The organism is Hyphomicrobium sp. (genome assembly GCF_036833075.1).
Taxonomy (GTDB): Bacteria; Pseudomonadota; Alphaproteobacteria; order Rhizobiales; family Hyphomicrobiaceae; genus Hyphomicrobium_C.
Window position 1 is genome coordinate 107,122 of sequence record NZ_DAITQL010000001.1, and the last position, 15,834, is coordinate 122,955.

17 protein-coding genes, 1 tRNA gene and 1 pseudogene are annotated in these 15,834 nt (G+C 67.8%); 13 read left to right on the top strand and 6 right to left on the bottom strand.

Annotation, left to right across the window (positions count from 1 at the left end):
• Positions 1–213: 213 nt before the first annotated feature.
• On the top strand, positions 214–2,403 hold the full coding sequence (locus V7082_RS00510; RefSeq protein WP_334145415.1) for an AsmA family protein: 2,190 nt from the start codon (positions 214–216) through the stop codon (positions 2,401–2,403).
• A gap of 290 nt (positions 2,404–2,693) precedes the next feature.
• Here V7082_RS00510 and V7082_RS00515 read toward each other — a convergent pair whose 3' ends face one another.
• The gene (locus tag V7082_RS00515) at positions 2,694–2,846 is read right to left on the bottom strand and encodes a hypothetical protein (RefSeq protein ID WP_334145416.1); all 153 of its coding nucleotides are present in this window, start codon (positions 2,844–2,846) and stop codon (positions 2,694–2,696) included.
• Between V7082_RS00515 and speD the strand changes: the two genes are divergently transcribed.
• Positions 2,847–3,218: an adenosylmethionine decarboxylase gene (speD, locus tag V7082_RS00520; RefSeq protein ID WP_334145418.1), complete on the top strand. Its 372-nt coding sequence runs from the start codon at positions 2,847–2,849 to the stop codon at positions 3,216–3,218.
• Positions 3,219–3,399: 181 nt separating this feature from the next.
• On the opposite strand, the gene V7082_RS00525 is transcribed toward speD, so the two are convergent.
• Positions 3,400–3,822: a Fur family transcriptional regulator gene (locus V7082_RS00525; protein ID WP_334145419.1), complete on the bottom strand. Its 423-nt coding sequence runs from the start codon at positions 3,820–3,822 to the stop codon at positions 3,400–3,402.
• Between the two features lie 243 nt (positions 3,823–4,065).
• Between V7082_RS00525 and V7082_RS00530 the strand changes: the two genes are divergently transcribed.
• From V7082_RS00530 to V7082_RS00555, 6 genes and pseudogenes are all read left to right on the top strand, one after another.
• Positions 4,066–4,788: a 50S ribosomal protein L25/general stress protein Ctc gene (locus V7082_RS00530; protein ID WP_334145420.1), complete on the top strand. Its 723-nt coding sequence runs from the start codon at positions 4,066–4,068 to the stop codon at positions 4,786–4,788.
• Between the two features lie 69 nt (positions 4,789–4,857).
• Positions 4,858–5,394 (top strand): annotated as a pseudogene (gene pth / locus V7082_RS00535) (aminoacyl-tRNA hydrolase); the annotation flags it as partial.
• Between the two features lie 302 nt (positions 5,395–5,696).
• Positions 5,697–6,794, top strand: coding sequence for a redox-regulated ATPase YchF (ychF, locus tag V7082_RS00540; RefSeq protein WP_334145422.1), 1,098 nt, complete (start codon positions 5,697–5,699; stop codon positions 6,792–6,794).
• 243 nt (positions 6,795–7,037) lie between these two features.
• Positions 7,038–7,445: a hypothetical protein gene (locus V7082_RS00545; protein ID WP_334145423.1), complete on the top strand. Its 408-nt coding sequence runs from the start codon at positions 7,038–7,040 to the stop codon at positions 7,443–7,445.
• Positions 7,446–7,791: 346 nt separating this feature from the next.
• A complete protein-coding gene (locus tag V7082_RS00550; protein WP_334145425.1) occupies positions 7,792–8,142 on the top strand; it encodes a hypothetical protein in 351 nt (116 codons plus the stop codon).
• Between the two features lie 83 nt (positions 8,143–8,225).
• Positions 8,226–8,312: transfer RNA gene (locus tag V7082_RS00555), tRNA-Leu, on the top strand.
• A gap of 42 nt (positions 8,313–8,354) precedes the next feature.
• Here the strand turns inward: V7082_RS00555 and V7082_RS00560 are convergent.
• Complete coding sequence (locus V7082_RS00560) at positions 8,355–8,666, bottom strand: c-type cytochrome (RefSeq protein WP_334145426.1); 312 nt, start codon at positions 8,664–8,666, stop codon at positions 8,355–8,357.
• Positions 8,667–8,955: 289 nt separating this feature from the next.
• Between V7082_RS00560 and V7082_RS00565 the strand changes: the two genes are divergently transcribed.
• The 4 genes from V7082_RS00565 (at position 8,956) to V7082_RS00580 (ending at position 11,485) form a co-directional block, all read left to right on the top strand.
• Positions 8,956–9,378, top strand: a complete 423-nt coding sequence (locus V7082_RS00565) for a CBS domain-containing protein (RefSeq protein WP_334145428.1) — start codon at positions 8,956–8,958, stop codon at positions 9,376–9,378.
• Positions 9,375–9,773 carry a c-type cytochrome gene (locus tag V7082_RS00570; RefSeq protein ID WP_334145429.1) on the top strand — a complete coding sequence of 133 codons (399 nt, stop codon included), beginning with the start codon at positions 9,375–9,377 and terminating at the stop codon, positions 9,771–9,773. The genes V7082_RS00565 and V7082_RS00570 overlap by 4 nt, the downstream gene beginning before the upstream one ends.
• A gap of 78 nt (positions 9,774–9,851) precedes the next feature.
• Positions 9,852–10,916: a P1 family peptidase gene (locus V7082_RS00575; protein WP_334145431.1), complete on the top strand. Its 1,065-nt coding sequence runs from the start codon at positions 9,852–9,854 to the stop codon at positions 10,914–10,916.
• The gene (locus V7082_RS00580; RefSeq protein WP_334145432.1) at positions 10,913–11,485 is read left to right on the top strand and encodes a YcgN family cysteine cluster protein; all 573 of its coding nucleotides are present in this window, start codon (positions 10,913–10,915) and stop codon (positions 11,483–11,485) included. The genes V7082_RS00575 and V7082_RS00580 overlap by 4 nt, the downstream gene beginning before the upstream one ends.
• A 150-nt stretch (positions 11,486–11,635) precedes the next feature.
• On the opposite strand, the gene msrQ is transcribed toward V7082_RS00580, so the two are convergent.
• Together msrQ and msrP are read right to left on the bottom strand one after the other, a co-directional pair.
• Entirely contained in the window at positions 11,636–12,736 is a 1,101-nt protein-coding gene (gene msrQ / locus V7082_RS00585) for a protein-methionine-sulfoxide reductase heme-binding subunit MsrQ (RefSeq protein ID WP_334145434.1), read from the bottom strand.
• Entirely contained in the window at positions 12,723–13,676 is a 954-nt protein-coding gene (gene msrP, locus V7082_RS00590) for a protein-methionine-sulfoxide reductase catalytic subunit MsrP (protein WP_334145435.1), read from the bottom strand. The genes msrQ and msrP overlap by 14 nt, the downstream gene beginning before the upstream one ends.
• A gap of 132 nt (positions 13,677–13,808) precedes the next feature.
• Between msrP and V7082_RS00595 the strand changes: the two genes are divergently transcribed.
• A complete protein-coding gene (locus V7082_RS00595) occupies positions 13,809–15,320 on the top strand; it encodes a DUF2779 domain-containing protein (RefSeq protein WP_334145437.1) in 1,512 nt (503 codons plus the stop codon).
• 111 nt (positions 15,321–15,431) lie between these two features.
• On the opposite strand, the gene V7082_RS00600 is transcribed toward V7082_RS00595, so the two are convergent.
• The gene (locus V7082_RS00600) at positions 15,432–15,770 is read right to left on the bottom strand and encodes a hypothetical protein (RefSeq protein ID WP_334145439.1); all 339 of its coding nucleotides are present in this window, start codon (positions 15,768–15,770) and stop codon (positions 15,432–15,434) included.
• Positions 15,771–15,834: the final 64 nt, after the last annotated feature.

Below are 15,834 nucleotides of genomic sequence, written 5' to 3' on the forward strand. Positions count from 1 at the left end.
GGGCTGCATGAGGTCAGGAACCCCATGACGAGCAGAACACCGCCACCGGGGCGGCCGCCGCCGCGCTTTGAGGCGTATCGCCCCTCGGACGAACGGACAGGTCCCCCGCGGAGGCCGGACCCGCAATTGGGCTATCCGCCGCCGCACGGGTACGGACATCCGGGCCCGCCGCCACAATCCCCGCCGCAGCACCAACCCCCGCCGCAGCACGCCATGGTGGCGCATCCGCCGCATCATCCCGCGGCCGCGCGCCCCGCGCCGCCGCGCCCTGTCGCGCGCGGACGCTCGACGCTCGGCTCCGTGGTGTTCTACGGCGGACTCGGGCTGGTCGCCATGGCCGCGGGGGCGGTGGCCTTTGCCGTCATGGCGCTGCCGGCAGATTTCGTGCGCGCCAAGGCTGTCGCCGCCGTCAAGGACCGGACGGGGCGCGATCTCATCATCGCCGGTCCGACGTCGTTCACGTTCTATCCGTCGCTCGGGGTTTCGCTGGCCGATGTCTCGCTGTCGGGGCCGCCGGGGGGTGCGGAGAAACCGCTGCTCTCGATGAAGGCGCTCGATCTCGAGGTCGCCTTCTGGCCGCTGCTCAAGCGCGAGGTCCGCGTCAAGGCGCTGTCGCTGCGCGAGCCTGTGTTCAACCTGTTGGTCGACGCCGACGGCCGCCGGTCATGGGATTTCGCGCGCCTCGGGACGGTGCCCGTGCGGTTCGCGCAGGCGGACGCGCCAGCCGACGCGCCCCGCAGCGACGCCGGGCGTGACAGCCTCGGCGACCGCCGGCTCGCACGTCTGTCGGACCTGCGGCTCGATGACGTGCGCATCGACAACGGCACGCTGCGCTACAGCGATCGGCGCACGGGGCATGCGTCGGAATTCTCCGCCATCAACGTCGAGCTGACGCTCGCGGCCCTGGCCGAGCCGTTGAACGCCGCTGGCAGCCTCGCCTGGAAGGGCAGAACGGTGCGTTTCGACGGCGCCCTGACCTCGCTCGCCGACGTGCTGGAGCGGCGCCCGGCCAAGCTCGACCTCAAGCTCGGCGCCGACGTGGTCGACGCGACGTTCCAAGGCTCGGCGAACCTCGAGGGCGACCTCGGGATGGAAGGGATCCTCTCGGCGAAGGCGTCGTCCGCCCGCGCGCTTTTCGCCTGGCTCGGGACCGACCTGCCGCCCTCGGACGGCTTCGGTCCGCTGACCGCCAAAGGGCTGTGGCGCAGCAAGCCGGACCGCTACACGTTCACGACGGCCGAGATCGCGCTCGACCGGACCACGGCGCGGGGCGAGATCTCGCTCGACACCCGCGGCGCCCGCCCGCGCGTCGATGCCAACCTGAAGCTCACCGAGCTGGACCTCAACACCTATGCCTCGCACGCGGGCGGCGAGCGCCGCGCTACGCCGCGCGATGGCGGCGGGACCCGCTCGATCGAGGATCTGCTGGGCGAGACGGCCCCGCCCGGCCCGCGCGTCAAGGGCTTCACAAAGCGCGACGGATGGAGCGAGGAGCCCTTCGACCTGGACGCGCTCGGCGCGCTCGACGCCAACGCCAGGCTCTCGGTCGGCAAGCTGACTGTGGGCGCCCTCAGCCTCGACCAGTCCGACCTCACGGTCGCGCTCAAGAACCGCTTCATGACGACGACGCTCGAGCGGATCGCGCTCTACCAGGGAACGGGCAAGGGAACGATCACGCTCGATGCCACGGCCGGGACCAGCGCCGGCCTCGACGCCGACATCGCCCTCGACGGCATCGCGGCGAAGCCGCTGCTGACGGACGCCGCCGGCATCGACCGTCTCTCCGGCAAGGGCCGCTTGACGCTGACGGTGACGGGGCGCGGCGCCAACCAGCGCCAACTCGTCGAGACTCTCAACGGAAAGGCGGCGCTCGATTTTGCCGACGGCGCCATCATCGGCATCAACGTGCCCGAGATGATGCGCAACCTTGCCAAGGGCAACCTCGGCGGCCTCGACACGGCCCCGACCGACAAGACCGATTTCAGCGAGATGTCGTCGAGCTGGACCATCAAGTCAGGCGTCGCCGAGAACCAGGATCTGAGGCTCGTGAGCCCCCTCCTGCGCCTCTCGGGTTCGGGCAAGGTCGCGCTCGCGACCCGCGAGGTGGACTACATGCTGCGCCCGAAGCTCGTCGCGAGCCTCGAAGGCCAGGGCAGCGGGACGCCCGATCTCGCGGGCCTCGAGATCCCTGTCCGCATGCATGGGCCGTGGGACAATCCGCGCTTCACGCCCGATGTCGCCGGCGTGCTGCGCGACCCGAAGAACGTCGAGGCGATCAAGGAGATCGGCAAGCAGTACAAGGGCAAGAAGCCCGACGAGATCCTCGGCGACCTGATGGGCAAAGACGAGAGCGGCAAGAGCAAGGGCAAGAAGCTGCTCGAGCAGTTTTTGAGCGGGCAATGAGCGGCGAAGCGGCTCTCGCCGGCTCTGTCGCGCCGGGCGGAACGGCGTCCCGAAGCGATGTGAGGATCGGGCGCAAATATTTGATCGCCCGGACCCATTTTCTCCTTGCGGCGCAGGACCGCTTGCCTCATATCAAGCGATCTCCGTTCGTCCACCTGCCCTTAAGGTCAAGGACTTCCATCCCCACACCCCCAGGTAAGGAGCGTTCGGGTTGAATCTGTCTGCTGGTTGGGGAGGGTCATATGGCCTTTAATGACACCCTCTTCCAATTGGGGATGGACTTGACTCGTTCAAGCCCCGCCCAAAAGGAAGATCTCGACGCGTTGCAGGGTGCGCGCGTTGCTCTTGAGGACACGACCGAGGACCGCGGCGCCGGCGCGCATGCCGGCCGGCACCTGATCATAGATCTTTATGGTGCGCGCAAGCTCGACGATGTCGGGCACGTGGAACGGACCCTCCGACGCTGTGTCGAAGCCTCGGGCGCGACCCTCCTGCACATGCATCTTCACGACCTGAACCCCACGGGCGGCGTGACGGGCGTTGCGGTGCTGAAGGAAAGCCACATCGCGATCCACAGCTGGCCGGAGAGCGGCTACGCCGCGCTCGATATCTTCATGAGCGGCAGCGCGGACCCCGCGCGCGCCATTCCCGTGCTGCGCGAGGCGTTCGAGACCGAGGAGGTGCGCGTCACGACGCAGCTTCGCGGTTCGGCGCCGAAAGCGGACGGCGGGCAGAAGAAGGCCAAGGCGAAGCGGAAGCCTGCCGAGGCCGTTGCCCGACCCCGCGCCATCAGGAAGGCGAAGGTGGCGGCGTAAGCCGCTGCGATCCCGGGTCGTCATTGACTGCCGGACAGACAAGGGCGCGTGTCTTCCCCAGGGCACGCGCCCGTTCTTTGTGCTCTGCAACGTTCGCTGCCCCATCCAGACGTCGCTGGAGCTTGCTTGGGTGCCGGCCGTCCATGCGAAGCGGGGAACGGGCCTGCCCCGGCCAGCGCCCTCACGCCATCCGTGCCGAGCAGGCCGCACAGCGCCCGCGCAATTCGAGTGTCATCGCGCGCACCGTGTAGTTGGACCGTTTCGCCCACGCCGCCAGCGCCTCCACCGCCCGCGGCTCCGCGAACTCCGACACCGTTCCGCAGTCGTCGCAGATGGCGAACACCGCTGCGCCCTGTCCCTGGTGCTGGTGGCCGGACTGGCAGCACGCGACGAAGGCGTTGAGCGACTCGAGCCGGTGCGCCGACCCCGACGCGATGAGCCGCTCCAGCGCCCGATAGACCGTCTGCGGCGCAAGGCTTGCCCGGTCGCGCAAGCGATCGATGATCTCATAGGCCGAGACCGGCCGTCCGGATTCGCGCAGGGCGGCGAAAACGAGCTTGTCCTGCTCCTGCGCCGGACGGCGTTTGCTGGGTTTTTTCGTCATACAACTCTCGGGGGAGGGTGTCCGGTGGTGAAGTGTAGCACACGAGGCCCCGGAGCAGGCCGCGCGATGTGCGCGGCCCCCGCCGCCCCTCCCGGGCCGCGCGAAGGTCGATTGCTAATCGGCGATCCTGCCGCTATAACCCGCCGATCTCAAGCAGATGCGAGAGACCCGCCCGGCACCCTTGGAGGCCGGAAGCGGTAGCCTGGGCCTGAGTTAAGGCCCTTTTTCATTGGAGAAAATGCCATGTCCGAGATCATCGAGATCAAGGCCACGGCGCGCCCGCGTGCCGGCAAGGGGGCCGCACGCCAAGCTCGCCGACAGGGGAACGTCCCCGCCGTCATCTACGGAGACGGCCAGCCCGCCGAGATCATTGCCATCGACGGCAACGACCTCTGGAAGCAGTTCATCAAGGGGCACTTCACCTCGTCCGTCTTCGACATCGCCGTCGGCGACACCAGGATCCGCGTCATTCCCCGCGACGTGCAGCTCGATCCCGTGAAGGATCATCCGATCCACGTCGACTTCCTGCGCATCGGCAAGGACGGCATCATCCGCGTGTCCGTGCCTGTCAAGTTCACGAACCATGCCCTGTCGCCGGGTCTGAAGCGCGGCGGCGTGCTCAACATCGTGCGCCACGACGTCGAGATCTTCTGTCCCTACGACCGCATCCCGGCCTTCTTCGAGATCGATCTCGAGGGCCTTGAGATCGGCCGCTCCATCCACATCTCGACGGTGGCCATGCCGGAGGGTGTGACGCCCGTCATCGCCAGTCGCGACTTCACGATTGCCACCATTGCCGGCGCCAAGAAGGACGACGAGGAAGCATCCGCTGCCGCGGCCGAAAGCGCGGGCGCAGCGCCTCAGGGCGGAGACGCCAAGGCCGCCGCTCCGGCCGCCAAGGGTGGCGCCGCTCCGGCTGCTGCCGGCAAGGCCGCCCCGGCTGCCAAGCCTGCCGCCAAGAAGTAAGGACGTGTTTGCAGGAGAGGCCGGCACGCCGCTATACGGTGTGCCGGCCTTTTCTTTTCGAGCATTGCGATGAAACTCTTCGTTGGCCTCGGAAACCCCGGCGGCGAGTACGCTAAGAACCGTCACAACGTCGGCTTCATGGCGGTGGATGAGATTGCGCGCGCGCATGGCTTCGGGCCCTGGAAGCGCAAGTTCCAGGGGGTCGCGGCCGACGGCGAGATGGGGGGCGAGAAAATCCTCCTTCTGAAGCCCGAGACCTATATGAACGAGAGCGGTCGCGCCGTCGGCGAGGCCGCGCGCTTCCTCAAGATCGCCGAGAAGAACATCGTCGTCTTTTATGACGAGATCGATCTCGCGCCCGCCAAGCTCAAGGTGAAGACCGGCGGCGGCAACGCCGGCCACAACGGCCTGCGCTCCATCTCGGCGCACCTCGGCAACGACTACGTGCGCGTGCGCATCGGCGTCGGCCATCCGGGCGTCAAGGAGCTCGTCGCCCGCTGGGTGCTGTCGGACTTCGCCAAGGCCGATCAGGCGTGGCTCGCCCCGCTGCTCGAAGCCATCGCCAAGGCGGCCCCGCGCCTGGCGAGAAACGACCCGTCGCGCTTCCTCACCGACGTTGCCAAAGAGCTGGGCGAGGGCGGCGATCCACGCCAGGACCGGCCGCGTGAGGCCGGACCAAAGCCGGAGCCGGCCCGCGCGGCCCCGAGGCCCGGCCCGCATCCGGCCGGCGAGCGGGCCGGAAAAAGCGCCAATGCGCTTGCCGAAAACCTCAGGAAATGGCTGGCGGGCCGCAAGCCGCCCGATTGATGCGGCGTCGCGCCTGGCGCGTCCCTTTACGCATTGATTGCCGCGCCCGCCCGGTGTAGGGCGGGCGTCAATACATCATCGAGACCAGAGACCGATCCCCCATGGGCTTCAAGTGCGGCATCGTGGGTCTGCCGAACGTCGGCAAATCCACCCTCTTCAATGCGTTGACGCAAACGGCTGCGGCCGAGGCGGCCAACTATCCCTTCTGCACCATCGAGCCGAACGTCGGCGAGGTCGGCGTGCCGGACGAGCGGCTGGAAAAGCTCGCTGCCATCGCCAAGTCGGGCGAGATCATCCCGACGCGCCTGACCTTCGTCGACATCGCCGGCCTCGTGCGCGGGGCGTCCAAGGGCGAAGGGCTCGGCAACAAGTTTCTCTCCCACATCCGCGAGGTGGACGCGGTCGCCTACGTGCTGCGCTGCTTCGAGGACGACGACATCACGCACGTCGAGAACCGCATCGACCCGCTCGCCGATGCCGAGGTGGTCGAGACCGAGCTGATGCTCGCCGACATGGAAAGCCTCGAGAAGCGCATTGTCGCGATCGAGAAGAAGGCCAGGAGCGGCGACAAGGAGGCCAAGGCCGGGCTCGCGGTCATGGAAAAGGCGCTGAGCCCCCTGCGCGACGGCAAGCCTGCGCGCATGGCCGACATCACGCCCGAGGAGCGTCCGGCGTTCGCGGCGCTGCAGCTCCTGACCTCGAAGCCGGTCGTCTACGTCTGCAATGTCGAGGAAGCCTCCGCCGCGAACGGCAACGCGCATTCCGCGCGCGTCGCCGAGAGGGCCAAGGCGGAAGGCGCCGCCTGCGTCGTGATCTCGGCCAAGATCGAATCCGAGTTCGCCGGCCTCCCGCCCGAGGACCGCCAGGAGTTCCTGGCCGAGATGGGCCTCGCCGAGCCGGGATTGAACCGGCTGATCCGCGCCGGCTATGGTCTTCTCGACCTCGTGACCTACTTCACCATCGGCCCCAAGGAGGCGCGCGCCTGGACCATCACGCGCGGCACCAAAGCGCCCCAGGCCGCGGGCGTCATCCATACCGATTTCGAGAAGGGCTTCATCCGCGCCGAAACGATCGCCTATGAGGACTACGTCGCCTCGGGCGGCGAGGTCGGCGCCAAGGAGGCGGGCCGGATGCGCCTCGAAGGCAAGGAGTACGTCGTCAAGGACGGCGACATCATGCATTTCCGCTTCGCGAACTGAGGCAGTGCACGGGCGCGGGCGCGCGTTTCGCGGGCGGCAGCGGCAGAGCTCTCGCACGTCACCGCATCCCACAGGAAATAACCGCGGACTGGACGTGAGCGCCTCGCTTTCGCTTGAAAGCGAGCATATCGGGCCGTCGCGCAAGCCAGATTTTGAACACGAATCTGGCGCATATGGGAACGCGTGGGGACGACCCGAATGGAAGAGCATCGTTCGTGCGGAACTGTGCTCTGGGGAGGGGTCATGTGGGAGGCAACGCAAAAGCTTCGGGAGCGCGTAGAGACCAGGGACGTCTTGGGATGGGCGTCGGCGCTGGCCCTGCTGGCGATCGTGCTTGCCACGTTCGTCGCCTGCTACGCGACCGCCCACGTCGCCCGTCGGGTCGGCGGCACCGTTGAAAGTGCCGACTGGCGCCTGAATGAGGATACCGGTCAGGCCTATCCCTTCATCGAGGTGAAGCTCGACGGCGGCTCCTCCGTCCGCGTCGGCAGCATGGCACCGGCCTTGCCGGGCGTCGGTGACCGCATCACCGTACGCCAGCGCGCGATGCTCTTCGATTACATGACCGTTTACGAATGGGAGGGCCCGGGCGAGCTGCTCTCCGAGCCTGCTCTGATCCCTCGCGCCTCGACGCCCGTGTCGCATCCCTAGTGTCCCGATTCCGAAGTTCGCTTGAGTTTGCGGCTAGGTCCCGTAGCGAACGTCAGAATCATAAGAGACACTAGAATCATGGACTTGCTCGTGCGATCGAGATCGAGAAATTCGCTCGGGAGCAGGCCGCTTGATATGGCGAATTTCTCGATCATCACACGAGGCGACGATCGCTTCGGATCCGATGGACGACATCCGGAAAGTCCCCGTCTCGCCGGGTGTCGGCGGCGCCAAAACGACCGTCTTCGCAAGCGCTGAGACGCAGGCTATATACACGCCCTCAATCGCGGAGCGGAGCCGGCAGGCGCCGCCGGCCGCAGGCACAACCGCCGGGGACAGGATAGCCATGCGCGAGGAAACAAAACGCCGGCTCGAGCGCCAGCTCATGTGGCAGCGGATGAAGTGGGCGGCCGCCGGATTGGGCGTCGTGGGCCTGATGGCGGGCGGCTTCTGGGCGACGGGGCTCGACGCCAGTATCGAGACGCACCGCGAGCCGGGCGTCGTCGCGGCCGTGGGACCGCTCTTTGCCAAGTCGACGAAAGCCATCGAGGAAGGTCTGGCCGTCGACGTGAAGCTCGACAAAGGCCCCGTCGTCCACGTCACGACGTTGAAGACGACGGACCCGCACATCGGCGACCACGTCGAGGTGGCCGAGCACGTCCATGGAACCGGCCGCATCACCTATTCGTGGAAGTAGGCGCGTTCTGAAGCAAGACCCGCGCGCGTTGACTGGCGAAGGCCCGTCGCTATAGTGCGCGCTCGTTCCCGTTCGCTTCCCAAGCCTCTGTGGCGGAATCGGTAGACGCGGCAGACTCAAAATCTGTTGTCAGCAATGACGTGCCCGTTCGAGTCGGGCCAGGGGCACCATGCGCCGGTTTGCCGGCGAGCCGCGGTCCGGGACCCGCGGGATCACTCGACCTCGAGATAAGCTTTGACCAGCGCGATCTCCTCGGAGGTGAACTGGATCTGCGGCATGCCGGGATGGCGCGAGCCGATCCCTTCCGCAAGCTCGAACTCCAGCCGGTCCGTGGGGTAGGCGCGCAGCGTGTCCGAGAGGTTCGGCGCGGCCTTGAGACGGCTTTTCGCCTCCGCCGCGATCCCGTGACAGCGCCCGCAGCGTGTCTCGAGCAAGGCCCCACCGGGGTCCTCGGCCGCCTGCGTCGCCCCCGCGGCGCCAGCAAGAAAAGCGATCAAGCCTATGGTATGGAAAGATTTTATCATTCTCCCTCCTTTAACCCTGCCTCGGCCATCGACACGCAACTGCTTCCTGGCCGGTGCGTCTCTGATCCCGATCAAGGCCGCCCGCCCTGAAACGCGGTCTCCTGATGCCGAAGACTGGGCCCGCTCCGGTCGATGTGCCGCCGATCGGGCGGAGTGTTGGTCGGCCGAGCGAGGAACGGTCCGGTGCGGGATGATCTGTCTCATCGAAGCTTGGCGCGCGATCCCGATTGAATAGAACCCGGTTGCGCGCTAGCCAAGGAACCAAAAGAACGACGAGGAGCTCGAACACATGGTCAATCGCAGGCTCGGCTACATCATTCGCGATCAGGCGCCGCTGCTCATGGCCGCCGGCGAGACCGTTCAAAACGCCTGCAAGGCGATGCGGGAGAAGCACGTCGGCTCGGTGCTCGTCGTCGACGAGCGCCAGCAGCTGTTGGGCATCTTCACCGGACGGGACGCGGTCAAGGTGCTGGCCAAGGGCGGCAACGCCGCCGACGTCACGCTCGAAAAGGCGATGACGGGCCATCCCGTGACCATCCGTCCCGAAGACAAGGCCATCGACGCCCTGAGGGCCATGAGCGACGGCGGCTTCCGCCATATCCCCGTCGTGGAGCGCGGACAGATCCGGGGCATCGTCTCGCGTGCGGATTTCAAGGGCACGGAGATCGATCGGCTCGACGAGGAAGAGACCCTGGCGGAGCGCATATGGTGAGCACGCGGCGCACGATGACGCCGTTGCGTGTCTTCTCGTATGCCGTCCCGCTAGCGTCCATGAGCGCGGTCCTCGCTCTCGTGGCGTCCGCGTCCGCCGTCATGGCGGCCGGTCCCCACACGCCGAAGCCGGACGCACAAAAGGGCCGCGTCCTGGCGGAGCGCGCCTGCGTTGCCTGCCACGTGGTCACCGAGCGCGCGGTCTCCCCGGTCGCGGCCGACGTTCCGACGTTCGCGGCGATCGCCAACAAGCCGGACCAGACGATGGAGGCCATTGCGGGGCGGATCGTGATCCCGCATCCGCCGATGCCGGCCATCGCCTTGTCGCGCGAGGAGATCGGCAACGTCGTGGCCTACATCATGACCCTGCGCAAGGATGACGGCGGCGGCCCGTGACGGCCGTCCCATGGCGCAGGCGGGGAGCGGATGGTAACGTCCGCGCCACGAGCTGAGGCCCGAGGAGACCCCGCCCGGATGTCCATTCGCCCGGGACCGCGCAATCTCATCACCGACGTCGACGGGATTTCCGTCGGCAATGTCCAGTCCGTCTCCGTTCGAAGCGGCGTCACCGTCGTGCTGCCCGACGCGCGGGCGCTTGCGGCCTGCGATGTGCGCGGCGGCGCCCCCGGCACGCGCGAGACGGACGCGCTGGATCCGAGCGGCCTCGTCGAGGCCGTCGATGCGATCGTGCTTTCGGGCGGATCGGTCTATGGCCTCGAGGCGATGTCCGGTGCGGTCGCCTGGCTCGGCGCGCGCGGTCGCGGGTTCAGCTTGGCGAACGACGGCACGCCCGTTTCCCCCGTCGTTCCCGGCGCCATCCTGTTCGACCTGCCGAACGGCGGCGACAAGGACTGGGGCGAGACGCCTCCCTATCGCGAATGGGGGAGGCAGGCGTGCGCGGCGGCCGGCCGCGATTTCGATCTCGGCAATGCGGGCGCCGGCATGGGCGCCATGGCCGGGAGCCTCAAGGGCGGCCTGGGCTCGGCGAGCGCGTTGGACGGAGATCTGCAGGTGGGCGCGCTCATTGCGGTCAACGCGTTCGGCTCGCCCCTCGTCCCCGGCACGCCCCATTTCTGGGCCGCGCCCTACGAGCTTGCCGGCGAGTTCGGCGGCTGCGGCTGGCCGTCGAAGCCGGCCCCCGTCTCGGACGCCGAGCCGTTTGCCGGCAGCCGGCTCGACATTGCGCCGCCCGCGCCCGGCGGGAACACGACCATCGGCGTCATCGCGACCAACGCCGCGCTGACCAAGGCCGAGGCGCGGCGCATCGCCATCATGGCCCAGAACGGGCTTGCCCGCGCCATCCGCCCGATCCACACCCATGTTGACGGCGACGTGCTGTTCGTGCTTGCCACGGGAGGCGTGGCGCTGGCCGCAGCCCCGAGCGACCGCCTGATGGAGCTCATGCGCATCGGATCGGTGGCTGCCGATTGCGTCGCCCGCGCGGTTGCGCGCGGGGTTCATGCCGCCGCCGATCTGGGAGACGCTGTGAGCTATCGATCCAAATTCTCCGCCAAGCTCTCGGGAAGCGCGGAAACGTGAGCAAGCGGTCGGGCCGGGCGGTCGCCGCCAGAGGGAAGGCCGCGCCGCGTGCTGAGGGTCGCACCAAAGGGCGACGTGCACGCCGGGAGGAGCATGCCGACGATCCCGCCGTCTGGGCGCCCGATGGCGCGGAGAAGCCGTTCTGGGAGACGAAGCGGCTCTCGGAGATGTCGCCGGCCGAATGGGATTCGCTCTGCGACGGCTGCGGCCAGTGCTGCCTCAACAAGATCGAGGATGAGGATACCGGCCGGATCTTCCTGACCCGCCTCGCCTGCAGCCTGCTCGATCTCGGCTCGTGCCGCTGCAAGGACTACGAGAACCGCTTCGCGCGCATGCCGGATTGCCTGTCGGTCGACCTCAAGGCCGTGAAGCGGCTCAAGTGGCTGCCGGAAAGCTGCGCCTATCGCCGTATCGACGAAGGCCGCGGCCTCGCGTGGTGGCATCCGCTCGTCTCGGGTGATCCCGACACCGTGCATCAGGCCGGCGTCTCCGTGCGCGGCTGGGCACGGAGCGAGAAAGGCGTGCCCGAGGATCAGATGGCCCGCTACATCATCGGTGAGGCGGGCTGAGAAGGGCACCGGAACCCGCGGCCGGGAACGGCGTTTCACGGTGACACGGTTGTCAGCAATGGGGACCGTCAGGCGCCGAGAGGTGCTGCCCCGTCCGGGAGCCGAAAGTCTCCCCGGCGGGGTATGTCTTTTTGGGCCCGTCCGGCTCCATCACTCGGACCCCTTCGGGTCCGTCGCCTCGTGGTTGAGGCACACCGAGTTGATGCAGTAGCGCTTGCCGGTGCCGGTCGGCCCGTCGTCGAAGACATGGCCGAGGTGCGAGCCGCACGTTGCGCAGCGCACCTCTGTCCGCACCATGCCGTGCGAGATGTCCTTGAGAGACGTGATCGCCCCCGGCAGCGCCTGATCGAACGACGGCCAGCCGGTGCCGGATTCGAACTTAGTGTCCGACGCGAAGAGCTGTGTGCCGCAGGCCGCGCACGTGAAATGGCCCTCAGCGTGGGTGTCGAGGTGTGCGCCCGTGAAGGGCTGCTCCGTGCCGCCCTCGCGCAGCACGCGGTATTGCTCCGGCGTGAGCTTTGCGCGCCAATAGGCGTCGTCGTGAGCATCTTGCGTCTTGGTCATGGGCGTCCTCCTTGCTTTTTTCCCGGTTGCGGCAGGGATGCGGAATGCGATCCGGATAAGGAGAAGTCCAGCCACGATCGCCGCATAGACGAAGGGCTCGACCGGCCACGCCTTCACCAGCATGATGAAGTGCAGCGCCGCGCCCGCTGCCGCCAGATAGACCCATCGGTGCAGCCTCTGCCAGGTCGCGCCGCCGAGCCGCTTGATCGCTGGCCCGTTCGATGTCGCCGCCAGCGGAACGAGGATCAGGAAGCTCGCCAAGCCAACCGTTATATAGGGACGCTTGACGATGTCTTTCCAGATCGCCCCGGGATCGAGCTGCTGATCCAGGCAGACGTACACCGTCACGTGGAAGAGCGCGTAGAAGAACGCGAGCAGCCCCACCATGCGCCGGTAACGGACGAGGTTGGGCCCGCCGAGCTGCCGGAGCGGCGACAGGGCGAGGCTCAGCACGAGGAAGCGGAGCGCCCACAGGCCGAGCGATCGCTCGAGGGCTTTCAGCGGATCGGCGCCGAGCTGGTCGGAGACCGCGAGAAGGAATGTCCAGGCCGCGGGCGCGAGGCCGAGCGTGTAGAGTGTCCAGCTCCCGGGCCGGATCGCGGCACGCCACGCCGCCGCCCGGGCGGCACGCTGAGCCGCGATCCCCGCCGCCGGGGCGGCCGTATGCCGGCGTTCAGTAGTTCGCACGGAGATCCATGCCCGCGTAGAGCTCAGCCACCTGATCGCCGTAGCCGTTGAACTTGAGCGTCGGCCGGCGCTTGGCGAAGAGGCCGCTGCCCTCGCCGATCCGCCGCTCCGTCGCCTGGCTCCAGCGCGGATGATCGACCTCCGGGTTCACGTTCGAATAGAAACCGTATTCGTCGGCCGCCAGCGCCTGCCACGTCGTCTCGGGCTGCGCTTCCACGAGGGAGATGCGGACGATCGACTTGATGCTCTTGAAGCCGTATTTCCACGGCACGACGAGCCGCAGCGGCGCGCCGTTCTGGCTCGGCAGTTGGCTCTCGCCGTAGAGGCCGGTGGCGAGGATCGTCAGCGGATGCATGGCCTCGTCGAGCCTGAGGCCCTCGCGGTAGGGCCACGGCAGCGGCTGGAAGAGGCCGCGCTGGCCCGGCATCTCCTCCGGCCGGACGAGGGTCTCGAAGGCGACGAATCTGGCGCTGCCGAGCGGCTCGGCGCGCTTCAGGAGATCGGCGAGCGCGAAGCCGATCCACGGGATCACCATCGACCAGCCCTCGACGCAACGCAGCCGGTAGATGCGCTCCTCGAGCGTCACGGACGCCACGATGTCCTCGAGCGCCAGCGTCTGAGGCTTGGCGACGAGGCCGTCGATGGTGACCGACCACGGGTGCGTCGTGAGCGCGCCGGCCTTTGCCGCAGGATCGGCCTTGTCGGTGCCGAACTCGTAGAAGTTGTTATAGCTCGTCGCATCCTTGCGGCGCGTCGCGGTCTCGTCCGTCGAGAACGGGCTTTTCGGGAACGCGGCCGGCGCCGCGCGCGCCAGGCTGTTGGGCAGGGCGGCGAGGGCGGCGAGGCCCGCCGCCCCCGTCAAAAGCTCGCGCCGGCAGAGATAGACGCTCCGCGGGGTGATTTCGGACGGCGGGATATCGGGCGGCCGGCGGATGAGCACGGGGAAAGCCTCGTTTCTGCGTTTGGCGGAGCTTACAGCCTTTTGTAGGCTCGGGCGCCAGGCGGGATTCGGCGTCGTCCGAGGATATAGGGAGCGCGCCCGGCGAGGGCCAGCTCAAGGGGGGCTCAGGGCATGAGGCTCAGCAAGACGAACTATCTCGTCTATCGCGAGTGCGCCCACAACGCCTGGGTGAAGGTGCACAAGCCCGAGGTCTACCGCGCCGAGCCGCTGTCGGTTTTCGAGCAGGCGATTATCGGGGTCGGCAACGACGTCGACGTGCGGGCGCGGCAGGTGTTCCCCGGCGGCATCCTGATCCGGCGCGGCGATGCGGTCGGCACCGCGCAGCTTGTCGCGGAGCGCGCGCACATCCTCTACCAGCCGGTGTTCGAGACCGACCGTTATACGACGGCCTGCGATATCCTGGTCTGGAACGGCGCCGCCTATGACCTTTACGAGGTGAAAGCCTCGACCGGCGGCGAGGAACGCAACGCGAAAGACGACCTCTACGCGCACGACCTCGCCTTCCAGGCGCTCGTGCTGCGCGGAAACGGCGTTCCGCTCGGCCGCCTGCATCTAGTCCGGCTCAATGCCGGCTACGTCTCCGACGGAACGCTCGATCTCGGCCGCCTCTTCACGCGCGAGGATTTCACCAGCCGCGTGACGCCGCTCCTCGATGCCGTTGCGATGGAGATGGATGCCGCCCACGACCTCATCCAGCTCCGGGCCCTTCCTCCGCCGCCCTGCGCCTGCATCTACAAAGGCCGCAGCAGCCAGTGCACGACGTTCGCCCACATCAACCCCGGCGTGCCTGACTACAGCGTCCACGATCTGACGCGCATCGGCGCGTCCCCGAAAAAGCTCAAGGCCCTCGTCGACGGCGGCATCCTCGCCGTGACGGAGGTTCCGGATGATTTCGAGCTCTCCGATCCGCAGCGCAATCAGGTGGAGGCCGCGCGCCACCGCCGGCTTCATGTCGCGCGCGCGCCGCTCGAGGCGTTCCTCGCCGCGATCCGCTATCCGGTGGCATTCCTCGATTACGAGACGTTCCCGTGCGCGCTACCCCGCTTTGCGGGCTACGGCCCCTTCCACCACGTCCCGTTCCAGTTCTCGATGCACGTGGTGACGGAACCCGGCGGCGCGCCGATCCATCGCGAGTTCCTCTATACCGGCGCCGATTGCCCCGACATGCCGTTCATCGATGCCCTGAAGCGGGCGATTCCGGCCGAGGGCTCCATCGTCGTCTGGAACGCGCCTTTCGAAAAGGGCATCAACGCCAAGCTTGCCGAGCGCCGGCCGCAGGAGCGGGCGTTCCTCGACACCGTCAACGGGCGCGTCGTCGACCTGATGGACGTCTTCTCGGGACAGATGGTCGTCCACCCGGAATTCCGCGGCCGGACATCGATCAAATGGGTGCTGCCGGCGCTCGTGCCGCGCCTCTCCTACAAGGGGCTCGCCATCCAGGAGGGCGCGACCGCAAGCGACACCTGGAACAGGATCGTCACCGGGGCGCTCGAGCCGGACGCGGCGCGCCAGGCGGCGCAGGACCTTCTCGCCTACTGCGGCCTCGATTCCCTGGCCATGCTCGAGATCTGGCGCGCACTCCTGGGCATGGTCGCCGCCCGCGAGATCCGCGAAGCCGGATAAGCCGACGGCGACTAACCCATGACCGCTTCGGAGCCGGTTGATCCAAAGCGTGACTCACAGATCTCGTCGGAATTAAGAGCGCAGATCCTATACGATCGAAACGACCGCGCTCTATGGGTTCGGATTGCACGGACCGCGCTCGCCGGGCTGGTCCGGCGGCTTGGGCCCGAAGTTCTTCAGGTACTCTTTCGTCGCCTGATAGGCGAGATGCTGTCCCTGGCAATCCGGCGTCTTGATCGATCCCGTCTCGATCTCTTCCCCGTCATCGCGGCGCGGGGCTTCGGCGGACGTCGTCGCGCGCGTCGGCACCGGGGCCTTCGCCTGGCGCTGTTGTGGAGAGGGCGCCAAGCCGTCCTTGAGGGAGCCCATCTCGCGAATGGTATCGCGGCAGCAGCCACCGGCGGCAAGGAGGGCCGCGGCGAGAGCGGCGACGGAAGAAAGCCTTGGCATTGCGATCCTCGGAATGGGCTGAAGGCCGACGCAACACCGCAACGGGAACGTTTTGAACATCTTA